Raw genomic sequence first — 22,217 nt, forward strand, 5'->3', positions numbered from 1 at the left:
GCGCGCGCCCGGCGCCCCCGCCGGCGCCGTCTTTCCCCCCCCCCCCCCGCCAGAGCTCCGATCCACCAAGGCTTTAAGGCGTGGCCGCATCCGGGGCGGATGCGGGCTTTGTTGGGAAGCGGACGTTCTGAAGGTCAGCTAGGGTTGGTTGCGGTCATTGACGCCGGATCGTTTTGGCGGTCTTGGAGGCCATGTCTTGCTGTGACCGAATGGCTTTCGACCTCAACCAAGTGTGTGCGTTGCACCGCGATCGTGCAGCGTGCCCGAACGCCATGATCGCCGAGGTTCGTGGTGGTTACGGCCTATATGTTCGGACGGGCGAGAACGGTTACGGTTCAAGTGTCATCGAGATCGGCTTCTGTCCGTGGTGCGGAACGGCATTGGCCCCGATCGCACAGACCGACCTATCGCAACTAACTTCAGATGAAGACTAAGGTGCTCGGATGATCAAGCTTGGCCAAAGCGACAAGTTTGCTGACGTACGCTTCTCCAGCGACGAGCTTGCCCTCATCAGCAATGCGCTGAACGAAGTTTGCAACGGTATAGATATCGATGACGCAGAGTTCGCGACACGCTTGGGCGGACAGCGGCAGGAAGTGCGGCAGCTCCTTGACGACCTCGGGTCATTGATCGGATAGGCAACCTCAATGAGCACCACTCTGAAAGTTGAAAACGAGATCGTGCTTCAAGGCATGGCTGCTCGCGGCGACGACCTCAGCAAAGCGCGGGTAGTTGATTACACCGCCGTGTTCGTTGACGAGGCGTCCGCCTTGACCTTCGCCCAAAGGGTTCAAGCCCTAGGCTACACGATCGATATCGAACTGAGCCAAGCTGTCGCTAGCCGTCCATGGGACAGCGTCGCTAGTCGCAAAATGATACCCTCGCTAGACGGGATAACCGATGCGGAAGTTAGCCTTGACATTATCGCTAAAGAGCTGAATGGGAGAATGGACGGAAGGGGCTGCCTTAAGCCCGATTAGAGTCCGACTAAGGCCGAAAGCGTCCGCCAATCCAACAGCCGATTTCGGACACCGCATCCCCACCGTAGGCAAAACGCCAGTCGTCGACGCGGACCCAACCCAGGAATAACGACATCCCCGCCCCGACGCGCTAAACCTCCCTCATGCCCAAACCGCGCTCGCCCAAGTCGTCCAAGTTCCCCGCCGCCGGCAAGGTGGTCAAACCGCCCGCCGGACTGCCTGATCGCGAGACGCTGATCGCCTTCCTGCGGGACGCCGGCGAGAGCGCCAAGGCCGACATCGCCCGGCATTTTGGCCTCAAGGGCGCCGACCGCCGGGCCCTGCGCGAGATGCTGCGCGAGCTGGAAAGCCAGGGCGCCCTGGGCAAGCGCGGGAGACGTGGTTTCGCGGAAGCGGGGGCGCTGCCCCCCGTTGGTGTGGCCGACGTGGTCGAGACCGACACCGACGGCGACCTGTTCGTCCGCCTGACCAAGGGCGGCGAGGACCTGCCGCTGGTGCGCCTGGCGCCCGGCAAGGGCGACAGCAACGCCGGCGGCGCGCCGGGCATGGGCGATCGCCTGCTGGTCCGCTTCGAGGTGCTTGAGAACGGCGAGACCGAGGCCCGGCTGATCAAGCGCCTGGGCCAGAGCGCCCACAAGATTCTGGGGGTCATCCGCAGGCATCGCCGCGAGACCCGTGTCGAGCCCGTCGACCGCAAGTCCAAGGAAAGCCTGCTGCTCAACGAGCAGGAGGCCAAGGACCTCAAGGATGGCGATCTCGTTCTTGCCCAGGTGGGCACGGCGTCTGGCCGCTACGGTCCCAAGTTCGGCAAGGTGCTGGAGGTGGTCGGCCGCGAGGATCACCCCCGCGCCGCCTCCTTGATCGCCATCTACAGCCACGGCATTCCGACCGGTTTCAGCGAGGAAGCCGAGGCCGAAGCCGCCGCCGCCAAGCCGCCGACCCTAGAAGGCCGCGATGATTTGCGCGACCTGCCGTTCATCACCATCGACCCCAGCGACGCCCGAGACCACGACGACGCCGTCTATGCCCATCCCGATCCGGACGCCGGCAATCTGGGCGGCTGGATCGTCTGGGTGGCCATCGCCGACGTCGCCGCCTATGTGCGCCCGGGCACCACCCTCGACCGCGAGGCCCGCGAGAAGGGCAACAGCGTCTATTTCCCCGATCGGGTGGAGCCGATGCTGCCCGAGGTGCTGTCCAACGGCCTGTGCAGCCTGCGCGAGGGCGAGAACCGCGCCACGCTGGCCGTGCGGATGGTGTTCGACAACCAAGGCCGCAAGAAGAGCCACCGCTTCGTGCGCGGCCTGATGCGCTCGGCCGCCAAACTCTCCTACGAGCAGGCTCAGGCCGCCATCGACGGCGTGGCCCCGCCGGAGGGCCAGGACCCGGACAAGGGCCCGCCCCTGCTGGATCCGATCCTGGCGCCGCTGTGGGCCGCCTTCCGCCTGATGGGCGTGGGCCGCGAGCAGCGCTCGCCGCTGGGCATCGAGAGCGACGAGCGCAAGATCATCATCACGAAAGAGGGCGAGATCGCCTCGATCACCCGCCGTCCCAGCCTCGAGGCCCACAAGCTGATCGAGGAAATGATGATCCAGGCCAATGTCTGCGCCGCCGAGAGCCTGGAAGCCAAGCGCACGCCACTGATCTACCGGGTGCACGATACGCCGAGCCAGGAAAAGGTCATGAGCCTGGTGGAGTTCCTGCAGACCCTGGAGGTCAAGTGGTCGAAGGGCGAGGCCCCAACCACGGCGCGCTTCAACAAGCTGCTGGACGACACGCGCGAGAGCCCGCACGCGGCGATCATCAACGAGGTTGTCCTGCGCACCCAGATGCAGGCGCACTATTCCAGCGACAATCTGGGCCATTTCGGCCTGAACCTGGCGCGCTACGCCCACTTCACCAGCCCGATCCGCCGCTACGCCGACCTGATCGTCCATAGAGCGCTGATCCGCGCCCTGAAGCTGGGCGACGACGGCCTGACCGACCAGGACATCTCGCAGATCAAGGACACCGCCGAGGTCATCACCCACGCCGAGCGCCGGGCCATGGCCGCCGAGCGCGACGCCACCGACCGCTACATCGCGGCCTTCCTGTCTGACCGGGTGGGCGCGACCTTCAGTGGACGGATCACCGGCGTCACCCGCTTTGGCCTGTTCGTGAAGCTGGACGAGACGGGGGCCGACGGCCTGGTGCCGGTCTCGACGCTGGGGGAAGAATATTTCGTCCACGACGACCGCATGCACGCCCTGGTCGGCGAGCGCACCGGGAAGCGCTTCCCGCTGGGACTGCGCGTCGAGGTCAAGCTGCGCGAGGCCACGCCAGTGACCGGCGGCCTGTTGTTCGAGATGTTGACCGACGCCCTGCCGAACGATCCCAAGGCTCCAAAGCCCAGGCTTGGCGTGCGATCGCGCCCGCCGGTCAAGCCGCGCGGGGGACTGCCCAAGGGGGTTCGACGGGGCACGCGGCGGTAGCTCTTCTTCCTTCTCCCCCTTGCGGGAGAAGGATTGCCATTATTTGCGTCCCAGATAATCCAGCGCCATCAGCACCTCGGCCTTCACGCCCGTCTCGAACACCGCTTCGTCCACATCGAAATAGGGCGAGTGGTTGGCCGGCGCCGTCGCCGCCGGCACAGACGCCGGCCGACCGCCCAGTTGGACGAACACCGCCGGGATCTTCTCGCCATAGCGGGAGAAGTCTTCGGCCCCGGTGACCAGGGCCGCCTGGTCGTCGACCTTGCCCGGCGAGGCCTTTTCCAGGCTGGCCTTGATGAAGGCCGACAGGGCCGGGTCGTTATAGGTGACCGGATAGGGCTGGGTGAACACGGCCTGGGCTTTGGCGCCATAGCGCTCGCCGATTGCGGCCACGGTCTTCTGGACCTTGTCGATGACGTCGGCGCGGCGTTGCGGGTTGAAGGTCCGCAGGGTGCCGGTCATCACCAGGTCTTCGGGGATGATGTTATTGCGCACCCCCATGTTGATGGTGGCGACCGTCAGGACGGTGGGCGAGGCGGCGACGTCGATCTGGCGGGCCGACAGCTGGTTGAAGGCCTGGATGATGTCGGCCGCGACGCTGGCCATGTCGACGCCGGCCCAGGGCCGCGCGCCGTGGGTCTGCTTGCCCTTGACGGTGATGGTCATCCGCTCGGACCCGGCATAGAACCCGCCGGCCCGGTAGTTCAGCAGGTTGGCGTCGGCGGGACCGATGTGCAGGCCGAAGATGGCGTCCACCTTGGGATGGTCCAGCGCCCCGTCGCGGATCATCAGCAGGGCGCCGCCCTCTTCGCCGGCTTGCGAACCTTCCTCGGCGGGCTGGAAGATCAGCACCACGGTCCCAGGGATCTCGGCCTTCATGCCGGCCAGCACGGTCGCCGCGCCAAGCAGCATGGCCACATGGGTGTCGTGGCCGCAGGCGTGCATGACAGGCAGGGTCTTGCCTTCCCACTGGGCCGTGACCTTGGAGGCGAACGGCAGGCCGGTCTTTTCCTGGACCGGCAGGGCGTCCATGTCGGCGCGCAGGGCCACCACCTTGCCGGGCTTGCCGCCTTTCAGCACGCCGACCACGCCGGTGCGGCCGACGCCCTCGCGGACCTCGAAGCCCAGGGCCTTCAGTTCCTTGGCCACCAGGGCGGCGGTGCGGACCTCCTGGTTACCCAGTTCGGGGTGTTCGTGGATGTCGCGTCGCCAAGCCACGACCTTCGGCTGGACGGCCTTGGCGGCGGCGGCGACCTGGGCGGTGGAGGGGGCGGCGAAGGCCGATCCCGTCGAGAGGGTGACGACCAGCGCCAGTCCCGAAACACGTGCGAACATGGCCATCCCCCGACTCCTCGATTGCGGCGCGAGATTGAGCGGACGGGGGATGAGGGTCAAGCGCGGGAGATGTTGGTAGGGAAACGCCCACGGGCATGTCCCCAATCCGAACCCTTGCCGCTACGGACGGCTGGCGCCGCGCGGCATCGAGACTAAGCTCCCCATCATGGATGAGCCGATCGAGGCCAAATTCGACACCCGCAACGACGGCGACGTGCGCGACGCGAACGCCGGACCGCTGAAGCCGCGCCACGCCGCGACCCTGATCATTGTCCGCGATGAGGGCCCCAAGCCCCAGCTGCTGATGGGCCGGCGCAATCGCGGCCTGGCCTTCATGGCCGACAAGTGGGTGTTCCCCGGGGGTCGGGTCGATCGCGGCGACTACGCCGCGCCCTCGGCGACCGAACTGGCGCCGGAGGCCGCCGCCCGTCTGACCCTGGAGCCGCGCCACCCCTCGCCGGCCCGCCTGGCCCGCGCCTTGGCCCTGGCGGCGGTGCGCGAGACCTTCGAGGAGACGGGCCTGCTGCTGGCCAAGGCCGCGCCCGCGCGCCCAGGCGCCGGCGCCTGGCGGCCGTTCCTGGCGCAGGGCGCCCTTCCTGACCTAGCCTCCCTGGCCTTCGTGGCCCGCGCCATCACCCCGCCCTATCGCACGCGGCGTTTCGACGCACGGTTCTTCATGGCCCCGGCCTCGGCCCTGCTGAGCCTGGAGCGCCAGCCCGACTGCGGCGAGTTGGACGAGATCGGCTGGTTCGACTTCGACGAGGCCCGGGCCCTGGATCTCCCCAACATCACCCGTTTCGTCGTTCATGAAGTGGAGCAGCGCCTAGTGGATTCTGGCCGCCCGGCCCCGTTCATGCGGTTTCTGCGCGGGGCGCGGCAGCTGACCTATCTGTGATCAAGCCCCTCCCCCGTGGGGGAGGTGGTCGCGCAGCGACCGGCGGGGGGAGTTTCGGGATCGAAGATCCGTAAGCTGGCCATCGTCCGATCACGCCCCACTCCGTCGGCTTCGCCGAAACCTGCCCCACAGGGGGAGGAATTGCCCGCTCACGGCAATTGACTTTGCGCCGCCGGTGAGTATGTTCCGCGCCTCTTATTTCGACCGCGTAGGGACCTGCGCGACCATCGCAGGGATTCGACCATGGCCAAACCGGCTTCCATCAAGATCCGCCTGAACTCGACGGCGGACACCGGCTTCTTCTACGTGACCAAGAAGAACGCCCGCACCAAGACCGAAAAGATGGTGCTGAAGAAGTACGATCCGGTCATCCGCAAGCACGTCGAATTCAAGGAAGGCAAGATCAAGTAGGTCTTGCCACCCTTTTCGATAGGATAGACGCCCGGCCGCAAGGTCGGGCGTTTTTCTTTGCCCCTCTCTTTCGCGACCCGTCTTGTTTTCGCCGCCTGAGGAAGGCCTAGCTGGGCCATGCGCCAACTCCCGCTTCTCGCCGTCTGGCTTGTCGCCACCCTGCTGAGCGCCTGTTCGCCGCAGGCGCGCGCCGCGACTCCAGTCTATGGCTACGCGGTCGTGCGCACCTATCCACACGACCCCCACGCCTTCACAGAGGGCCTCTTCCTGCGCAATGGCTTTCTATATGAGAGCACCGGCCTGGAAGGCGCCTCGTCGATCCGCAAGCTCGACCTCGAAACCGGCCAGGTTCAGCTGGAGCGGTCGATCGCCAGCCAATTCTTCGGTGAGGGCATCATCGACTGGAAGGATCGGCTGATCTCGCTGACCTGGAAGAACCAGGTCGGCTTCGTCTACGGTCTCGACGATTTTGAGACGCGCGGTGAATTCAGCTATCCCGGCGAGGGCTGGGCCCTGACCCGCGACGATCACCAGATCTACATGAGCGACGGCACCTCCCGCCTGCGGTTCCTGGATCCCGAGACACTCAGGGAAACCGGCGGCGTCACCGTCACCGACGAGGGTCAGCCGGTGGACCAGCTCAACGAGCTGGAATGGGTCAAGGGCGAGATTTACGCCAATATCTGGCAGACCGACCGCATCGCCCGCATCGACCCCCTGACGGGCGAGGTGAAGGGCTGGATCGACCTGACCGGGCTGTTGCCGGTCGCGGATCAGGCCGGTGTCGATGTGCTCAACGGCATCGCCTATGACGCCGAGACGGACCGGTTGATCGTGACAGGGAAATTCTGGCCGCGGCTGTATGAGATCAGGCTGGTGGCGAAGCCTTAATCCAAGGTCGGGGACATGCCCTCGGGCGTGTCCCCGACTGTTAAGCCGCCGCCTTGCCCACCACGGCGTTGCGTCCGGAGGCTTTCGCTTCGTACACCGCCTCGTCGGCGCGCTTGAGCAGGGTCTCGGGCGTGTCGTTGGGGCCAAAGCTGACCGAAACACCGATCGAGATGGTCACCGTCAGTAACTCTGTCCCGTGGGCTACGCGGAAGGGCGAGCCGGCCACGTGCATGCGAATCCGCTCGGCGATGCGCAGGGCGTCTTCCAGCTGGGTGTCAGGCATGATCACCGTGAACTCCTCGCCGCCGTAGCGGCAAGGCAGGTCGATGGCGCGGACATTGGAGGCCAGGCGCAGGGCGAACTCGCGCAGCACCTCGTCGCCGACGTCGTGGCCGAAGCCGTCATTGATCTTCTTGAAATGGTCGATGTCGATCAGCAGGGCCGCGACCGGGTCGCCGCCCAGGGCCGCGCGCTTGACCAGCGAATCGAGCTGACCGGCCATGTAGCGGCGGTTGTGCAGGCCGGTCAGCTGGTCGGTGACCGCCAGTTCAAGGCTGTGGTCGAGGTTCTGGCGCAGATAGTCGGTGTAGCGCTTGCGCTGGATCTGGGTCTTGACCCGGGCCGACAGTTCCTGCGGGTCGATTGGCCGCGGCAGGATGTCGTTGATGCCGATCTCCAGCGCCTTGACCAGGCGCGTCCGCTCATCGGGATCGACCATGGCCAGGATCGGCAGGTGGCGGGTGCGCTCGTCCGACCGCAGGCCGGCGGCAAAGCGCAGGCCGTCGAAGCTCTTGGCGGCGGCGTTGATGATGACGAGGTCGACCGGCCCGCCGGCGCTGATCTGAGCCTTGGCCGGATCGATCTCGATCACCGGGCGGTGCTCGATCGACAGCTCGTTGGCGACGCGCTGGGCCTGGCGTTCATTGTCATCGACGATCAGCACCCGGCCGCCCAGGCCGTCGAGGCGAGAGGCGGCGCCGGCGATCACGCCCATGCGGCGGCCCGAAGCCTCGCGCTGGCGAAGTTCGTCGATCACCAGCTTGAAGCGGGTCAGGCTGCGCACGCGAGCGAAAAGCATGACGTCGTCGATGGGCTTGGTCAGAAAGTCCGAGGCGCCCGCCTCAAGGCCCTGGATACGGTCGGCGCGGCCATCCAGCGCCGTGACCAGCACCACGGGGATGTGCCGGGTGATCGGGTCTTCCTTGAGCCGCTTACAGACAGTGAAGCCGTCCATGCCGGGCATCATCACATCCAGCAGAATGACGTCGGGCAGCTCGGCCGCCGCCATGGCCAGGGCCGTGGTGCCGTCGCTGGCGGTCGAAACCTGATAATATTCAGCCGAAAGCTTAGCCTCGAGCAGCCGCACATTGGCGTCGATATCGTCGACGACGAGAATGCGCGCGCTCACGGGCCTACCTCTCCAGCAACCGGCGGATCGTGTCGAGGAAGTGCGACACCGAGATGGGCTTGGAGATATAGGCCTCGCAACCGCCCTCGCGAATGCGCTCCTCGTCGCCCTTCATGGCAAATGCCGTAACGGCGACGACGGGGATGTGTGACAGATCGTCGTCCTCCTTGAGCCACTTGGTGACTTCAAGACCCGAGATCTCCGGCAGCTGGATATCCATCAGGATCAGGTCGGGACGGTGCTCACGGGCGATCGACAGAGCCTGCAGGCCCTCGCGGGTTTGCAAGATCTCGTAACCCTGGGCTTCGAGCAGATCATGAAACAGCTTCATGTTCAGCTCATTATCCTCCACGATGAGGACCTTCTTCGTCATCCTGACCCCGACCATTCCGGTCCGTGGCGGCGCATGAGGGATTTGCGTCGCTTCTGGGTTCCAGATGCCACGAATATCCTTAAGCCCGCGCTAATCGCGTTCACCAACATCGACCTTGGATCATGGAACCCAGTTCTACCGACCTCCAGACCTGCAAGGTTCGCGCGGATGCGCCGCTCGTCATCGTCGATGTCGATGAGGTGCTCGCCCGGTTCATGCACGGCTTCGGGACCTTCATCGCCCGGCACGGCTTCGAACTGCGGTTCGACCGCTACGCCCTGTTCCAGAACATCTACCGGCCCGGCGAGACCGAGCATCTGGACCTGATCGCCGGGCGGATGCTGTTCGATGATTTCTTCCGCGATGGATCTGGCGATCTGCTGCCGGCGATCGGCGCGGCCGACGCCTTGGCCGACCTGTCGGGCAGGGCCGACGTGGTGATTCTAACCAACGCCCCTGAGCACGGCCGTCAGTCCCGAGCCCGCTGGCTGAAGACCCACGGGTTCGACTATCCGCTGGTGATCAACAGCGGCCCCAAGGGACCGTCGGCGGCCGACCTGGCCAGTCGCACCAGCGGCCCGTCGGTATTCATCGACGATCTGCTGCCGCAGCTCGACTCGGTTGCGACCAGCGCGCCGGCCATCACCCGTTTTCAGATGGTGGCCGACGAACGCCTGCGCCCCCTCGCCCCTGCCGATCCGGAGCGCCACACCCGCATCGATCTCTGGCCGGACCTCAAGACGGCCATCGAGCTAAAGCTTTTCTTGTGAAAGCCCTGTGCCGCGACTGCCTGGCGACGGGCGAGGCCAAGGTCTCGCGCTGTCCGTCCTGCCAGTCGCCGCGGGTGATCTTTCACGAGGAGCTGGGCCAGCTGTCGATGGCCCACCTGGACTGCGACGCCTTCTATGCCTCGGTTGAGAAGCGCGACGATCCCAGCCTGCGCGACAAGCCGGTGATCGTCGGCGGCGGCAAGCGCGGCGTGGTGACCACCGCCTGCTACATCGCCCGGATGAGCGGACCGCGCTCGGCCATGCCGATGTACAAGGCGTTGAAGCTGTGCCCCGACGCCGTGGTCATCAAGCCCAACTTCGCCAAGTACAAGCACGAGAGCGCGCGGATCATGGCCAAGCTGGAGGCCCTGACGCCCCTGGTTCAGCCCCTGTCGCTGGACGAGGCCTGGATCGACCTGTCAGGCACCGAGCGCCTGCACGGCGCCCCGCCGGCGGTGATGCTGGCCAAGGTTCAGCGGGAGATCGAGGCCGAGGTGGGGATCACCGTCTCGATCGGCCTGGCGCCCAACAAGTTTCTGGCCAAGATCGCTTCGGAGCTCGACAAGCCGCGCGGCTTTTCGGTGATCGGCGCCGTAGGAGTCGAGGCCTTCCTGGCGTCGCGTCCGGTGTCGATCCTGCCCGGCGTGGGTCCCGTCACGGTCACCAGCCTTGCCTCGGAGGGCCTGCGCACGGTCGGCGACATCGCGGCGGCCGACCTGAAGTGGCTGGTCAAGGTGCTGGGCTCCAGCGGCCTGCGGCTGCATCACCTGGCCCATGGCCGCGACGTGCGGTCGGTCGATCCCGAGCAAGAACGCAAGACGATCAGCGCCGAGACCACCTTCAATGACGACCTCTACAAGCGCGACGACCTCGAGGACGAGCTGTGGCCGCTATGCGAGAAGGTCGCCCGCCAGGCCCGGGCCGGCGGGGTGGCCGGCCGGGTCATTACCCTCAAGCTGCGCACGCCGGACTTCAAGATCCGCACCCGTCGCCGCACTCTGCCGGTGCCGATCCAGACGGCCCGGACGTTGTTTCAGGTGGCGCGTGAGCTGTTGGCCGCCGAGCCGGGTGGCTTGCACTATCGCCTGATCGGCGCGGGGCTGACGGACTTCGTGCCGGCCGAGGGGGCCGCCGACGACTTCTTCGCGGGAGACGAGCGCAAGGCGTTGAAAAGCGAGACGGTGATCGACGGGCTGCGCGGGAAGTACGGGGCGGGGGCGGTGATGACCGGGCGGGCGTTGAAGGGGAAGTAGGTGGCTCACCCACTTGCCCCCACCTGACGGCTTCGCCGTCTGTCGCGGCGAGGGGGCGGAGCTTCGCGCCAGCGCCGGCGCCTGAGCTCTTCCCCCTCTGGGGGAAGACGATCGCGAAGCGATCCGTAGGGGGCAAGTGATCGCCCCCTAGATCCTACATCAACGAACCCTTGCCGCTGGTCACCTCGGTATAGCGGTGCACCCGCACGGCCTGGACCAGCCCAAACCCGACCATCACCGTCAGCATGACCGTGCCGCCGTACGACAGCATCGGCATCGGCACGCCCACCACCGGGGCCATGCCCATCACCATGGCTCCGTTGATCAGCACATAGAGCGCGAAGGTCGCGGTGACGCCCGCCGCCGACAGCCGGCCGAAGTGGCTGTGGCTGATCGAGGCGATGCGCAGGGCCATGAAGATCGCCACGCCGTACAGGAACAGCACGCTGAAACAGCCGATGAAGCCGAATTCCTCGGCCAGGGTGGCGAAGATGAAGTCGGTCTGTTTCTCGGGCAGGAAGTTGAGCTGGCTCTGCGAGCCCAGGCCAAAGCCCTTGCCCATCAGCCCGCCGGAACCCAGGGCGATCTTCGACTGCATGATGTGATAGCCGTTGCCCGACGGGTCGTTTTCCGGGTGCAGGAAGGTCAGGATGCGGTTGCGCTGATAGTCGTGCAGCACGAAGAAGATGAACGGCGGCAGGGCCGCGAGCCCCAGCACGATCCCGCCGATGATCAGGCGCAGCGACAGGCCGGCCAGCACCATCACCGCCAGGCCCGGCAGGGCGATCAGCACAGCGGTCCCCAGGTCGGGTTGGTGAGCGACGAGCAAGGTGGGCAGACCGATCAACACCACCGGCACCAGCAGCTTCCACGACAGCCGGGCGCTGTCGGCCGAAAGGCCGTGATAATAGCGAGCCAGGGCCAGGACGACGCCGATCTTCATCACCTCGGACGGCTGAAACCTCAGGGGGCCTAGCTGCAGCCAACGCTGGGCTCCCAACGAGACGTCGCCGATCAGTTCGACCAGCACCAGCAGGATCAGGCCCGCAGTATAGATGGGATAGGCCAGGCTGAACCAGACCCGCAGGTCCAGCATGGCCAGGCCGATCATGAACACGAAATAGATCCCGAAGCGCAGCAGGTGCTTGTCGGCCCAGGGCTCCCACGAGCCGCCTGCGATTGAGAACAACATCAGCGCGCCGGTGCCTGCGATCAGGCAAAGGACCAAGCACAGGGTCCAGTCGATCTCCATGAACTTGATGATCGGCCGGTCGCGTTCGCCGGGCCGGCTGAGGCCGCCGCTGAGGGTCATCGGGGTGTTCCAGGAACGGGGGCGGGAACGGGAGGCGGCGGAGGCGCGCCCTCGGTGGGATCTTCGGGCGCCGCGCCTTCGACCGCGCCGTCGGCGGCCTCGACCGGCGCGTCAGGCAGCGGCGCGGGGCGTTCGATGCGGGCGCGGATTTCGGGATCCTTCAACAGCGCTACGCGCATCACCTCGCGGGCCCGCGGGGCGCCGGCGGTGGCGCCGCCCATGCCGCCATGCTCGATGATCACGGCGACGGCGTAGCGCGGGTCATCATAGGGCGCGAAGGCCACGAACAGGTTGTGGTCCTTGAGCTTCCAGGCGACGCTGTCGCTCTTGCGGTTGGCGACCTTGTCATAGCTGCGGACCTGGGCGGTGCCGGTCTTGCCGGCCATCTTGACGTCGCCCAGACCCAGCTGGCTCTGGCGATAGGCCGTGCCGCGCACGTCATTGGCGACCGCCTCCATGCCGCCGCGCACATAGGCCAGGTGCTCCATCGTGAACGGCAGGTCGGGCACGGCCGCGCCGCTGGGCTGCTCGACGCCGCCGACTGACTTGATAAGCCGCGGGTTCAGCGCCTTGCGACCGTTGGCCAGACGCGCGGTCATCACCGCCAGCTGCAGGGCATTGACGTTCAAAGCCCCCTGCCCGATCCCATAGCTGGGAGTCTCGCCCGGAAACCAGGTCTGGTTCGGGGGATTTTTGACGTTTGCCCGCTTCTTCCAGGCGCGATCAGGCACCAGCCCCTTCTTCTGGCCGGGAATGCCGATATCGAAGGTCTGGCCAAAGCCCATGGCCCGGGCGGTCGTCGCGATGGCGTCGGGGCCGACCTTCAGCGCCGTCTGGTAGAAATAGATGTCGCAGGAGTTCTTGATGGCCTCGTGCATGTTCTGCGAGCCGTGCCCGCGCTTCTCCCAGCACCGCCAGGTGCGGTTGCCATAGTACCAGCTGCCGCCGCAATTGACCCGCGCCTCGGGGTCCACGCCCGCAGTCAGAGCGGCCAGACCAACGGTGGGCTTGAAGGTCGAGCCGGGCGGGAAGGTGCCGTTCAGCACCTTGTCCAGCAGCGGCTTGCGCTCATATTCGGCCAAGGCGCGATATTCGGGACCCGACAGGCCCTTGACGAAGCGGTTGGCGTCGAAGCTGGGGGCCGAGACCATGGCCAGCAGGTCGCCGTTGCGGATATCGATCACGACGATCGCGCCGCTTTCCTCACCCATCACTTCCAGCGCGCGGTTCTGGATGTCGGCGTCCAGCGTTAGCCGCACTTCCTTGCCGGCGGTCGGCAGGATGTCGCCCTCGGGATCCAGACGCACGACGCGGCCCTGGGCGTCGACCTCGGCCTTGGTCGCGCCCGGACGGCCGCGCAGGTCGCGGTCGAGGGCCTTTTCGATCCCCGCCTTGCCGATCCGGAACCCCGGATGGTGCAGCAGGTCCTGGTCGGGCTCGTCCTTGGCCTTTTCCAGGTCGCGATCCGAGACCTTGGCCACATAGCCGATCACGTGGGCGAAGGCCCCGCCGAACGGATAGACCCGCACCTCGCCCATGTCGGCGGTGACGCCCGGCAGCTCAGGGGCGCGGATGTTGACGCGGGAGAACTCCTCCCAGGTCATGTCTTCCATCACCGCCACCGGAGCCTTCTTGGGCGCGCGGGCGATGTCCTTGATCAGGCGCGACCGGCGCGTACCGTCGATCGGCACCAGAGTGGCCAGGTCGTCGAGGGAGGCCTCGACGTCGAAATCCTTGGAGTCCTTGGTGATCAGCAGCCGGAAATTGGGCCGGTTCGAGGCCAGGGCCACGCCGTTGCGGTCGAGGATCAGGCCGCGGGGCGGCGGCACCAGGCGGTAGTTGAACTGGTTGCCGGCCGAAAGCTTCTGATAGCGCTGGGCCTCGACCAACTGCAGCTGCGCCAGCCGTCCGCCCAGGGCAAGCAACCCGCCGCCAGCCAGGCCGCCCATCAGAAACGCCCGGCGGTGGAAGACCCCCTGCCGCTCATTGACCTCGAAGAAGAAGATGGACGGTTCGCTCATGGCGTCACCGGAACCGAACGTCCGCGTCCTCGAACCGGTCGATCAGCCGGTGGGCGAACGGAAACAGCAAGGCGGTCACCAGGAATTGCCAGAACACGGCCAGCAGACTGGGCATGGCCAGACTGTCTAGCATGGTGAACAGGAAACCGCCGATCATCGCCACGGCAGTGACCCCGGAAAACCAGGCCCACATGATTGGCCGGCTCTGGCCGGTCATCATGTTGCGGCCGGCCAGGGCGGTGGCGTAGGCCACCAGCAGCGACAGCGCCCACAGGCCCGAAGGCCCGCCCCAGAACACATCCAGGAACAGGCCCAGAACCAGCAGGGCGAAGGGCGCCAGGATCGACGGGCGGATCAGGGCCCAGGCAAAGGCGGGGACCATGGCGAACACGGGCTCCGGAAGTTGCAGGCCATAGAGGCGGATCGGCGCGGCGAAGACGACGGTCGCCAAGATCGACAGCAGCAGCGGCACGCCCAGCCAGCGCGCGGGATGCAGAGGCCGCGCGCCGCCCATGCTCATAGCGCGCCGCCTGGCGGCTGGGCCGCCGTGGGAGCCGTGGCCGGCGGCTTGGGCGCGGCCGGCTTTGAAACCGCAGGCTTCGGCGGCACGGTTGAGGGCTTGGGTGCGGCCGAGGTCGTCGCCGGCGGCTTGGCTGAGGCAGCGGTGGCCGGCTTGGGCGAGGTCACTGGCGCGGTCGTCGCTGGCGTGGTCGTCGCTGGCTTGGGCGCCATGGCCGGGCCGAGGATCGAGACGTTGGGGTCTTCCGTCGTCACCGGCGGCAGGCTGCGGGTCAGTAGCGCTTTCTGGTCGGCCAGCTGCGAGAAGTCCGTGAACAACAGGATACGGACATAGTCGATGGCGGTGTCGTCGGCGAACAGCACCACGCGCCAGCGGCCGTCCAGGCCCTTGACCGCCGCGCCTACCGGCAAGCCGCGCGGCACCACGCCGCCATCGCCCGAGGTGACGACACGGTCGCCCTCCTTGATCGGATCGGCGCCGCGCAGATAGTCCAGCTTGGGATTGGGACCGCCGTCGCCGGTCAGGATGGCGCGGGCGTTGGTGCGGTCGATCATCACCGGCGTCCGCGAGGCGATATCGGTCAGCAGCAGCACCCGGCTGGCGCCATTGGCCACGCCCACCACACGGCCGACCAGGCCGCGCTCGTTCATGACTGGATTGCCCACAACCACGCCGCGCTCGGCGCCGGCGTCGGCCAGGCGAGTGTTGGCGAAAGGGCCGCGGGTGTCGATGACCACGCGGGCGGCGACCATCGGGATCGGCGGATCTGTGCGCAGGCCCAGCAGCGAGCGATAGCGGTCGTTCTTGTCGACTTCGGCCAGATACTGGTCGCGATAGCCGCGCATGTCCTTGAGCTCGGCCTTCAGTCGGCGGTTTTCGGACGCCGTGAAGAAGTAGCTGCTGACGAAATCGACGCCCAGGCCGGTCCAGCGCCCTGGGGCGGCGATGGCGCCGCTGACCGGCTTGGACACGGTGTCCATGGTCTGGCGGGTCACGCCATAGGCCTGCTGCTGAAGGCTCTCCCGCCGGTCGGCCAGCAGGAACGCCACCGCGATCACGACGGCGACGATCAACGCCACGGCCGCGGTCCAGGTCAGCGGCACTTTCAGGTCACCGAGCGGACCTTCGCGAAAGGGCACGTACGAGTTCTCCCGACGCCCCCCGCGGCGTCCAGATTAAATTGACGCCTAGGCGAGAGTCGATTCAAGAACGCCCTTCATCCACTTGGGATGTTCGAGCACCTTGCCGCAGCCCAGGGCCACGCACGACAACGGATCGTCGGCCACGGTGACCGGCAAGCCGGTGTGGTCGCGGATCTCGGCGTCCAGGCCGCGCAGCAGCGCGCCGCCGCCGGTCAGCATGATGCCCTTGTCGGCGATGTCGCTGGCCAGTTCCGGCGGGGTGGCTTCCAGAGCCACCTTCACGGCCTCGACGATCTGCCCGACCGGCTCGGCCAGGGCGTCGGCGGCCTGCTTTTCGCTAATGCGCACCTCGCGCGGCACGCCCTGCATCAGGTCGCGGCCCTTGACGTCGATCGACAGGCCTTCGCCGTCGGCCGGGGCGCGGGCGGTGCCGATTTCCTTCTTGATGCGCTCGGCGGTGGTCTCGCCGATCAGCAGGTTATGGTGACGGCGCATGTAGCTGATGATCGCCTCGTCCATCTTGTCACCGCCGACGCGGACCGAACGCGAATAGACGATGCCCGACAGCGACAGCACGGCCACCTCGGTGGTGCCGCCACCGATGTCGACGACCATCGAGCCAGTCGGCTCGTGAATGGGCAGGCCGGCGCCGATCGCGGCGGCCATCGGCTCGTCGATCAGGCCCACGCGACGGGCGGACGCATTGAGGCAGCTGTCATTGATCGCCCGGCGTTCGACGGCGGTGGCGCCCGACGGCACGCAGACGATGACCTTGGGGTTCACGAAGCCCTTGCGGTTGTGAACCTTGCGGATGAAGTATTTGATCATCTCCTCGGCGACTTCGAAGTCGGCGATGACCCCGTCACGCATGGGGCGGATGGCTTCCATGTGGCCCGGCGTGCGGCCCAGCATTTGCTTGGCCTCGATACCCACGGCGTGAACGATCTTTCGGCCGCCGACATTGCGCAACGCCACGACGGACGGTTCGTTCAGCACGATGCCCTTGCCCTTCATGTAGATGAGCGTGTTGGCGGTGCCCAGGTCGATGGCGATATCGTTGGAAATGACGCCGAAGAGGGAAGAAAACATTGAAAGCCCTGACTGAGGGGATAGGGGGGCGAAGCGGTACGACGGACAGGTAGGACGGGGCGGGCGAGATCGGTAGGCGAAGCGGAGCCATTTGCGGCGTATTGACGACGAAGGCGAAGGGAAAAGATGGCTCCTACTTCAATTCCCCCCGAGGACAACATGATTCCCGCATTTGCGGGCTTTCGTCCCAGTGATGACCGCTCGCCGCGCGACGGGAGCGCGAGCCTCTGCCGCGCCGTCGTCCAACTGCCGTAAAGCGTATCGACGATGCCCGTTTGCCCTGCGAAAGCGTTGATTTCAAGGTCTATTAAAACGCTTGGCTCACCTCATTTCGCAGAACGGCGACGCCGGGAGGTTCAACCCAGAAACATGGCGTTTTCTAGCCGAGCGCCGCCATGACCACGCCGACCGCCGCGATCAGTCCGAAGACCATCTGAGCGGGGCTCAGCCGCTCGGCGAACAGCCGGCGTCCGGCCAAGGCGGCCATCGGCATTTCGACCACCCCGACCGCTCGTACGGGTCCCACGGGGCTCAGCGCCATGGCGGTGAACCACAGGCCCGAGGCGACCGCGCCGCAAAACCCCGCCCCCAGCGACCGCCGCCAGGCCTTGACCACCGCGACCAGAGCGTCGGGATTGCGAACCGCCAGGAAGGCCGTCAGGGCGACGGTCTGGATGGCTTGGACGATCATCACCGTCACCAGGGCCGAGACCGGCGGATGGGCCGGATCGAAGGCCAGAGCGGCCTGGCGGAAACAGTTGGCGCACAAGGCGAAGGCCGCGCCGGAGGCCAGTCCCGCCAGCACCGCGCCGCGTCGCATCGGCGGTCCGCCGCGCGGCCAGGTCAAGGCGGCGAGGCCGACGGTGGCGATCAGCCCGCCGATCCAGGTCACGGCCGAGATCTTGTCGCCGAACAGTAGAGCGCCCCAGACGAGAGCGAACGGCAGGCCGCTCTGCTGCAAGGCTGTGCCCAAGGCGAAGGACGAGCGGTGCATGGCGGTCAGCAGCGCTGCGGTGGCGCCGATCTGCAGGGCCGCCCCGGCCACGCAAGCCAGCCAGAACCATGCCGTGGCGTGGGCGCTGGCTCCCGGCGTTACGGCCCAAGCAATGGCTGCGAATAGCGTTGCGAAGGGCAGGCCGAACAGGAACCGCACCAGCGTCGCGCCCCAGGGCCCCGCCCCGCCCATGAGCGAGCGCTGGGCCGCATTGCGGGCCACCTGGAAGCCAGCGGCGGCGATGGTGATGGGAATCCAGATCATGGCCGTCTCGCCGCGATGACCAGGCCCGACGCCCAGCCCAGGGCCACGGTCGCCAAGTCGGGATGGGATTTCAGCCGCGCCGCCAGGGCGTCAACGCGAGGCTGATGGCCTGGCGGCCAGTTGGGTTGGCGGCTCATGTCGTCGATCACATAGAACCCGCCGGGCCTTAGCAGCGCCAGCGTCTCGTCCAGCCCCTCGTACTTGCCCGGCCACGCGTCGGCGAAGATCAGATCGAACGCGGCCGGGGGATGAGCGCGCACATAGTCCAGCCCGTCGCCAATCGCAAACGTCACGCGTGGGTCGCCGCCCAACACATCGCGGGCCACGGTCTGGACCGCTGGATCACTGTCCACGGAGACCAGCGACGCCCCCTGCCCCATCCCGGCCAGCAGCCAAGCGGTCGCGAGGCCCGTGCCGGTTCCCAACTCCAGAAGCCTGCCGCCCGGCTTTGAAGCCGCGAGGAAGCGTAGCATGGCTCCGGTGTCGGGCTCCGACGGCATGTCGAAGCCCAGGGCGCGGGAACGGCGGTCGATCTGTCGCCAGACGGGCGGCGCGGCGGCGGCGTTGTCGTCGAACATCGGCTGATCCTTATGCCGCCCTTATGCGGACGGCGGGTTTCGGAATGGAGGCCTTAGGTCCCCTTGGCGCAGTTTGCGGCGGTCGGCGCGTCTGGTGATGCATCCGACCAGCCCAGAGGTTTCGACATGTCGTCCCACCCATTTCGTCAGGCCGCGCAGTTCCTGCTGGGCGTTCCGACCGGTGGCATCCACCACACGCTAGGGCGCATGCTCACCCTCGCCCAGGCCACGCCGCTGTGTTTCGTGGCGGTGACCGGACCCGAGGCGGGCGAGGCGATGAGCGTGCTTTGGCGCAAGGGCTACGACCGGGTGGAGGCCGCTCGCCGCGCCACCTGTCGCGCCGCCGACGAACAGAGCGACGTGCTGCTGGTGGTCGGCTGTTCCACGCTCGCCGATGCCCGGGCCGCCGCAGCCTCGACCATGACCATGCTGCGCCCCGGCGGGGTGCTGGTCATCGACGCCGGCGCGTTCCTGGACCAGGAACGGCGCAAGGCGCTGTGCGAGGATCTGCGGGCCTTGGGCCTGGAGGTCGACGCGCAGGCCCACCTGTCGCCAGAACTGCTGGCGACGCGACCGTTTTCGAAGCGCGCGGCGGCCTAGGGGCGAGTTGAAGTTGGGGAGAGGCCCATGGGCCTGTCCCCAACGCCGCTAAGCTAGAACCCGCTGGCGATCGCCGTGTCTGGCCGGCTCTTTTCCTTACGCGCCATGAGGTTGTTCAGGGCGTTGACATAGGCCTTGGCCGAGGCGGTCAGGGTGTCGGTATCGGCGGCCTGGCCGGTTGCGATGCGACCGTCCTCTTCGAGCCGGACCGAGACCTGGGCCTGGGCGTCGGTGCCCTCGGTGACCGCGTGGACCTGGAACAGGCGCAGGGCGGCGTCGTGCGGCACAATCTGCTGGATGGCGTTGAACACCGCGTCCACCGGACCGTCGCCGGAGGCTTCCGAGGTCTTGACCTCGCCGTCGACTTCGAGGGTCAGCTCGGCCGACTGTCCGTCGGTGCCGGCCACCACCCGCAGGCGCTGGACGCGGATCCGTTCGGAGCCGCGCGCCAGGGCGTCGTCGACCAGGGCGATGATGTCGTCGTCATAGACGTGCTTCTTGCGGTCGGCGAGATCCTTGAAGCGGCCGAAGGCCTCCTTCAGGGCGTTCTGGCCCAACTCGTAACCCAGGTCCTTCAGCTTGGCGCGGAAGGCGTGGCTGCCCGAATGCTTGCCCATGACCAGGCTGGACGGCGCTTGGCCAACCGATTCCGGGGTCATGATTTCATAGGTCTCGCGGTTCTTCAGCATCCCGTCCTGATGGATGCCGCTCTCATGCGCGAAGGCGTTCTTGCCGACGATAGCCTTGTTGTACTGCACCGGGAAACCGGTGATGGCCGAAACGTAGCGGCTAGCGCGGGTGATATGGGTGGTGTCGATCTTGGTCTCGTAGGGCAGCTTGTCGGCGCGCACCTTCAGGGCCATGACGATCTCTTCTAGCGCCGCGTTGCCGGCCCGCTCGCCCAGGCCGTTGATCGCGCACTCGATCTGGCGCGCCCCGCCCTGCACGCCCGCGAGGCTGTTGGCGACGCCCAGACCCAGGTCGTTGTGGCAGTGGGTCGAGAAGATCACTCGGTCGGCGCCCTCGACGTTCTGGGTCATCCAACTGAACAGGTCGGCATATTCCGACGGATAGGTGTAGCCCACCGTGTCGGGCAGATTGATTGTCGTCGCCCCCGCCTTGATGGCCGTCTCGATGGCGCGGCGCAGGAACTGGCGGTCGCTGCGGGTGGCGTCCTCGGCCGACCACTCGACATCGTCGCGCAGATTACGCGCGTGAGCGACCGACCGGGCGATCACGTCGATCACCGCCTCGGGCTCCATCTGCAGCTTGTGCTTCATGTGCAGGTCGCTGGTGGCGATGACCACATGGATGCGGCCACGCTGGGTGCCCTTCAGGGCCTCCGCACATCTATCAATATCGACCTGGTGGGCGCGGCACAGGCCGGCGATGGTGCTGTTCTTGACGATCTTGGCGACCTCACGGACCGCCTCGAAGTCACCGTTCGAGGCGATCGGGAAGCCGGCCTCAATGACATCGACCCCCATCTCCTCGAGGATCTTGGCCAGTTCAAGCTTTTCGTCATGCGACATCGAGGCGCCGGGCGATTGCTCGCCGTCGCGCATGGTGGTGTCGAAGATGACGACGTTGTCGCGCTTGTCAAAAGCGCCGGCGGCTACGCCAGGAGAAATCGGGGGTGTCATGGATCTACTCGTCGGAAGGTGTCTGCGTGCGGGGCGGCGGCGGGTCGGTTATCCCCTGCGCGCCCGGCCACGACGATGCGCGGCCCCTAGAGCGCCCAGGGGGTGATAAGCCGAAGGCGAAGCAGTTGGCGCGCGACGTTCATGCAGACTTTCTACACAGCGGCCTAAATTCGAGCAAGCATTTTGCGCCAAAGGCTGATTTTGCCGCATACGGAGCAAGTTCCATCCCTCCTCCTGGCTAATCGTGGCTTGACGATTGGCAAATAGGGAAGAAAGACGTCAAAACCGCCTCGCTAGCGGCGGCATCGAGAGGCGATCTGCCTTCACTGGCCTTGGCTACTCAGCCGTCTCGCGCTTCTTGAGCCAGGCGCGGGCCACCAAGCCGCAGACGATCCACACCGCCACCGCGATCACCAGCATGACAATGTGCCGCTGCCCCCCGCCCTCCAGCGCCTGGACGATGGAATTGCCGGCGAAGGCGGTCAGGGCGATCTTCGGGATGATGCCGATGGCTGTGCCAGCGGTGAAGTCGCGGATCTTCATCGGCGTGACGCCGGCGGCCATGTTGACGACGATGAATGGCGCCGAGGGCACCAGGCGGACGATCAAGCTGGCCAGGAAGCCGTTCTTGCCGATCAGTTTCATGAACTTGGCCACGCCGTCGCCGGCCAGGTCCTTGAGCAGTCGCCCGCCGAACGCGCGCCCCACCCAGAACCCGACCAGGGACGAGACCAGGGTGCCGATCCAGCTGTAGGCGAAACCTGTCCAGGGCCCGAAGGCCACCACCGCCGCGGCGATCAGCACGAACTGCGGAACGCCGATGAAGGCTAGCGCCGCGAAGGCCGCCACCGCCACGGGAAGTGCCCAGGGTCCGTGCGCCGCGCTCAGCCAGTGCTCCACCGCAGCCTCGCCATTCAAGCCCAGCATCTGGGCTCCGAACAGGAAGACGACCCCTACCCCGCCGAACAGCACGAACGACACCGCCACCGTGCGCCAGGCGCGGCGGTCCATATTGGTGAAGAATTCGATCAGCCGGGCTATCACGTCCCTGCCTCGCCCATGGCCTCCGTTGGGTCAAGCCCCACCTCACGCGCGACATGGGTGCAAAACGTCCGCCGATCGCCCACTTTATTGTCACGCTTCCGCGCCGTCTCGTCGTGGTAAGGTTAAGATTCCCGCGTCACGACAATTCCGTTGCGAAGCTGTCTCATCGCGCGGCTAAGTTATCCACAGGCGCCGCTGCGGAAAGCGAGCGTTCTTGGGGAGT

General features: G+C 66.7%; 22 protein-coding genes. 10 read left to right on the plus strand and 12 right to left on the minus strand.

Features of this window, described 5'->3' with window-relative positions; all coding sequences use genetic code 11:
• The first annotated feature begins 191 nt into the window (after positions 1 to 191).
• From ACP7AG_RS14630 to rnr, 4 genes are all read left to right on the plus strand, one after another.
• Positions 192 to 434 carry a DUF6980 family protein gene (locus ACP7AG_RS14630; RefSeq protein WP_426012589.1) on the plus strand — a complete coding sequence of 81 codons (243 nt, stop codon included), beginning with the start codon at positions 192 to 194 and terminating at the stop codon, positions 432 to 434.
• 9 nt (positions 435 to 443) lie between these two features.
• Positions 444 to 638 (plus strand): hypothetical protein, encoded by a 195-nt coding sequence (locus ACP7AG_RS14635; protein ID WP_426012515.1) that lies wholly within the window; start codon positions 444 to 446, stop codon positions 636 to 638.
• Between the two features lie 9 nt (positions 639 to 647).
• Positions 648 to 980: a ribonuclease E inhibitor RraB gene (locus ACP7AG_RS14640; RefSeq protein WP_426031699.1), complete on the plus strand. Its 333-nt coding sequence runs from the start codon at positions 648 to 650 to the stop codon at positions 978 to 980.
• 143 nt (positions 981 to 1,123) lie between these two features.
• On the plus strand, positions 1,124 to 3,451 hold the full coding sequence (gene rnr, locus ACP7AG_RS14645; RefSeq protein ID WP_426031701.1) for a ribonuclease R: 2,328 nt from the start codon (positions 1,124 to 1,126) through the stop codon (positions 3,449 to 3,451).
• Between the two features lie 39 nt (positions 3,452 to 3,490).
• Here the strand turns inward: rnr and ACP7AG_RS14650 are convergent, their stop codons facing one another.
• On the minus strand, positions 3,491 to 4,786 hold the full coding sequence (locus tag ACP7AG_RS14650; protein ID WP_426012591.1) for an amidohydrolase: 1,296 nt from the start codon (positions 4,784 to 4,786) through the stop codon (positions 3,491 to 3,493).
• A gap of 166 nt (positions 4,787 to 4,952) precedes the next feature.
• Between ACP7AG_RS14650 and ACP7AG_RS14655 the strand changes: the two genes are divergently transcribed.
• The 3 genes from ACP7AG_RS14655 (at position 4,953) to ACP7AG_RS14665 (ending at position 6,983) form a co-directional block, all read left to right on the plus strand.
• Complete coding sequence (locus ACP7AG_RS14655; RefSeq protein WP_426012521.1) at positions 4,953 to 5,681, plus strand: NUDIX hydrolase; 729 nt, start codon at positions 4,953 to 4,955, stop codon at positions 5,679 to 5,681.
• Between the two features lie 243 nt (positions 5,682 to 5,924).
• Positions 5,925 to 6,092 carry a 50S ribosomal protein L33 gene (gene rpmG, locus ACP7AG_RS14660; RefSeq protein ID WP_007673017.1) on the plus strand — a complete coding sequence of 56 codons (168 nt, stop codon included), beginning with the start codon at positions 5,925 to 5,927 and terminating at the stop codon, positions 6,090 to 6,092.
• Positions 6,093 to 6,209: 117 nt separating this feature from the next.
• On the plus strand, positions 6,210 to 6,983 hold the full coding sequence (locus ACP7AG_RS14665) for a glutaminyl-peptide cyclotransferase (protein WP_426012522.1): 774 nt from the start codon (positions 6,210 to 6,212) through the stop codon (positions 6,981 to 6,983).
• A gap of 40 nt (positions 6,984 to 7,023) precedes the next feature.
• Here the strand turns inward: ACP7AG_RS14665 and ACP7AG_RS14670 are convergent, their stop codons facing one another.
• Positions 7,024 to 8,391: a PleD family two-component system response regulator gene (locus ACP7AG_RS14670; protein WP_426012524.1), complete on the minus strand. Its 1,368-nt coding sequence runs from the start codon at positions 8,389 to 8,391 to the stop codon at positions 7,024 to 7,026.
• A gap of 4 nt (positions 8,392 to 8,395) precedes the next feature.
• On the minus strand, positions 8,396 to 8,764 hold the full coding sequence (locus ACP7AG_RS14675; RefSeq protein WP_426012525.1) for a response regulator: 369 nt from the start codon (positions 8,762 to 8,764) through the stop codon (positions 8,396 to 8,398).
• 122 nt (positions 8,765 to 8,886) lie between these two features.
• Between ACP7AG_RS14675 and ACP7AG_RS14680 the strand changes: the two genes are divergently transcribed.
• Together ACP7AG_RS14680 and ACP7AG_RS14685 are read left to right on the plus strand one after the other, a co-directional pair.
• The gene (locus ACP7AG_RS14680) at positions 8,887 to 9,534 is read left to right on the plus strand and encodes a hypothetical protein (protein WP_426012527.1); all 648 of its coding nucleotides are present in this window, start codon (positions 8,887 to 8,889) and stop codon (positions 9,532 to 9,534) included.
• Entirely contained in the window at positions 9,531 to 10,787 is a 1,257-nt protein-coding gene (locus tag ACP7AG_RS14685; protein ID WP_426012528.1) for a DNA polymerase IV, read from the plus strand. Before ACP7AG_RS14680 ends, ACP7AG_RS14685 begins: the two co-directional genes overlap by 4 nt.
• A gap of 154 nt (positions 10,788 to 10,941) precedes the next feature.
• On the opposite strand, the gene rodA is transcribed toward ACP7AG_RS14685, so the two are convergent.
• The 7 genes from rodA to ACP7AG_RS14720 form a co-directional block, all read right to left on the minus strand.
• Positions 10,942 to 12,099 (minus strand): rod shape-determining protein RodA, encoded by a 1,158-nt coding sequence (rodA, locus tag ACP7AG_RS14690; RefSeq protein ID WP_426012530.1) that lies wholly within the window; start codon positions 12,097 to 12,099, stop codon positions 10,942 to 10,944.
• Positions 12,096 to 14,120: a penicillin-binding protein 2 gene (mrdA, locus tag ACP7AG_RS14695; protein WP_426012532.1), complete on the minus strand. Its 2,025-nt coding sequence runs from the start codon at positions 14,118 to 14,120 to the stop codon at positions 12,096 to 12,098. The genes rodA and mrdA overlap by 4 nt, the downstream gene beginning before the upstream one ends.
• 4 nt (positions 14,121 to 14,124) lie before the next feature.
• Entirely contained in the window at positions 14,125 to 14,640 is a 516-nt protein-coding gene (locus ACP7AG_RS14700; RefSeq protein WP_426012534.1) for a hypothetical protein, read from the minus strand.
• Positions 14,637 to 15,779 carry a rod shape-determining protein MreC gene (gene mreC, locus ACP7AG_RS14705; protein WP_426031703.1) on the minus strand — a complete coding sequence of 381 codons (1,143 nt, stop codon included), beginning with the start codon at positions 15,777 to 15,779 and terminating at the stop codon, positions 14,637 to 14,639. The genes ACP7AG_RS14700 and mreC overlap by 4 nt, the downstream gene beginning before the upstream one ends.
• A gap of 48 nt (positions 15,780 to 15,827) precedes the next feature.
• Positions 15,828 to 16,871, minus strand: a complete 1,044-nt coding sequence (locus ACP7AG_RS14710) for a rod shape-determining protein (RefSeq protein ID WP_004623009.1) — start codon at positions 16,869 to 16,871, stop codon at positions 15,828 to 15,830.
• Between the two features lie 379 nt (positions 16,872 to 17,250).
• Complete coding sequence (locus ACP7AG_RS14715; protein ID WP_426031705.1) at positions 17,251 to 18,129, minus strand: EamA/RhaT family transporter; 879 nt, start codon at positions 18,127 to 18,129, stop codon at positions 17,251 to 17,253.
• A complete protein-coding gene (locus ACP7AG_RS14720; RefSeq protein WP_426012540.1) occupies positions 18,126 to 18,707 on the minus strand; it encodes an O-methyltransferase in 582 nt (193 codons plus the stop codon). The genes ACP7AG_RS14715 and ACP7AG_RS14720 overlap by 4 nt, the downstream gene beginning before the upstream one ends.
• A gap of 126 nt (positions 18,708 to 18,833) precedes the next feature.
• Here ACP7AG_RS14720 and ACP7AG_RS14725 point away from each other — a divergent pair, with 126 nt between their 5' ends.
• On the plus strand, positions 18,834 to 19,307 hold the full coding sequence (locus ACP7AG_RS14725) for a hypothetical protein (protein ID WP_426031707.1): 474 nt from the start codon (positions 18,834 to 18,836) through the stop codon (positions 19,305 to 19,307).
• Positions 19,308 to 19,360: 53 nt separating this feature from the next.
• Here ACP7AG_RS14725 and ACP7AG_RS14730 read toward each other — a convergent pair whose 3' ends face one another.
• Positions 19,361 to 20,950 (minus strand): 2-isopropylmalate synthase, encoded by a 1,590-nt coding sequence (locus ACP7AG_RS14730; RefSeq protein ID WP_426031709.1) that lies wholly within the window; start codon positions 20,948 to 20,950, stop codon positions 19,361 to 19,363.
• A gap of 336 nt (positions 20,951 to 21,286) precedes the next feature.
• The gene (locus ACP7AG_RS14735; RefSeq protein ID WP_426012595.1) at positions 21,287 to 21,994 is read right to left on the minus strand and encodes a TVP38/TMEM64 family protein; all 708 of its coding nucleotides are present in this window, start codon (positions 21,992 to 21,994) and stop codon (positions 21,287 to 21,289) included.
• Positions 21,995 to 22,217 lie beyond the last annotated feature (223 nt).

Source organism: Caulobacter sp. DWP3-1-3b2, from assembly GCF_049896325.1.
In the GTDB taxonomy this organism is placed as follows: domain Bacteria; phylum Pseudomonadota; class Alphaproteobacteria; order Caulobacterales; family Caulobacteraceae; genus Caulobacter.

Bases quoted from the DNA above. Each gene is read 5' to 3' on its own strand.
- ACP7AG_RS14630 (WP_426012589.1), top strand. From the start codon at position 192: ATGTCTTGCTGTGACCGAATGGCTTTCGACCTCAACCAAGTGTGTGCG.
- ACP7AG_RS14635 (WP_426012515.1), top strand. From the start codon at position 444: ATGATCAAGCTTGGCCAAAGCGACAAGTTTGCTGACGTACGCTTCTCC.
- ACP7AG_RS14640 (WP_426031699.1), top strand. From the start codon at position 648: ATGAGCACCACTCTGAAAGTTGAAAACGAGATCGTGCTTCAAGGCATG.
- rnr (WP_426031701.1), top strand. From the start codon at position 1,124: ATGCCCAAACCGCGCTCGCCCAAGTCGTCCAAGTTCCCCGCCGCCGGC.
- ACP7AG_RS14650 (WP_426012591.1), bottom strand. From the start codon at position 4,786: ATGTTCGCACGTGTTTCGGGACTGGCGCTGGTCGTCACCCTCTCGACG.
- ACP7AG_RS14655 (WP_426012521.1), top strand. From the start codon at position 4,953: ATGGATGAGCCGATCGAGGCCAAATTCGACACCCGCAACGACGGCGAC.
- rpmG (WP_007673017.1), top strand. From the start codon at position 5,925: ATGGCCAAACCGGCTTCCATCAAGATCCGCCTGAACTCGACGGCGGAC.
- ACP7AG_RS14665 (WP_426012522.1), top strand. From the start codon at position 6,210: ATGCGCCAACTCCCGCTTCTCGCCGTCTGGCTTGTCGCCACCCTGCTG.
- ACP7AG_RS14675 (WP_426012525.1), bottom strand. From the start codon at position 8,764: ATGACGAAGAAGGTCCTCATCGTGGAGGATAATGAGCTGAACATGAAG.
- ACP7AG_RS14680 (WP_426012527.1), top strand. From the start codon at position 8,887: ATGGAACCCAGTTCTACCGACCTCCAGACCTGCAAGGTTCGCGCGGAT.
- rodA (WP_426012530.1), bottom strand. From the start codon at position 12,099: ATGACCCTCAGCGGCGGCCTCAGCCGGCCCGGCGAACGCGACCGGCCG.
- mrdA (WP_426012532.1), bottom strand. From the start codon at position 14,120: ATGAGCGAACCGTCCATCTTCTTCTTCGAGGTCAATGAGCGGCAGGGG.
- ACP7AG_RS14700 (WP_426012534.1), bottom strand. From the start codon at position 14,640: ATGAGCATGGGCGGCGCGCGGCCTCTGCATCCCGCGCGCTGGCTGGGC.
- ACP7AG_RS14710 (WP_004623009.1), bottom strand. From the start codon at position 16,871: ATGTTTTCTTCCCTCTTCGGCGTCATTTCCAACGATATCGCCATCGAC.
- ACP7AG_RS14715 (WP_426031705.1), bottom strand. From the start codon at position 18,129: ATGATCTGGATTCCCATCACCATCGCCGCCGCTGGCTTCCAGGTGGCC.
- ACP7AG_RS14720 (WP_426012540.1), bottom strand. From the start codon at position 18,707: ATGTTCGACGACAACGCCGCCGCCGCGCCGCCCGTCTGGCGACAGATC.
- ACP7AG_RS14725 (WP_426031707.1), top strand. From the start codon at position 18,834: ATGTCGTCCCACCCATTTCGTCAGGCCGCGCAGTTCCTGCTGGGCGTT.
- ACP7AG_RS14730 (WP_426031709.1), bottom strand. From the start codon at position 20,950: ATGACACCCCCGATTTCTCCTGGCGTAGCCGCCGGCGCTTTTGACAAG.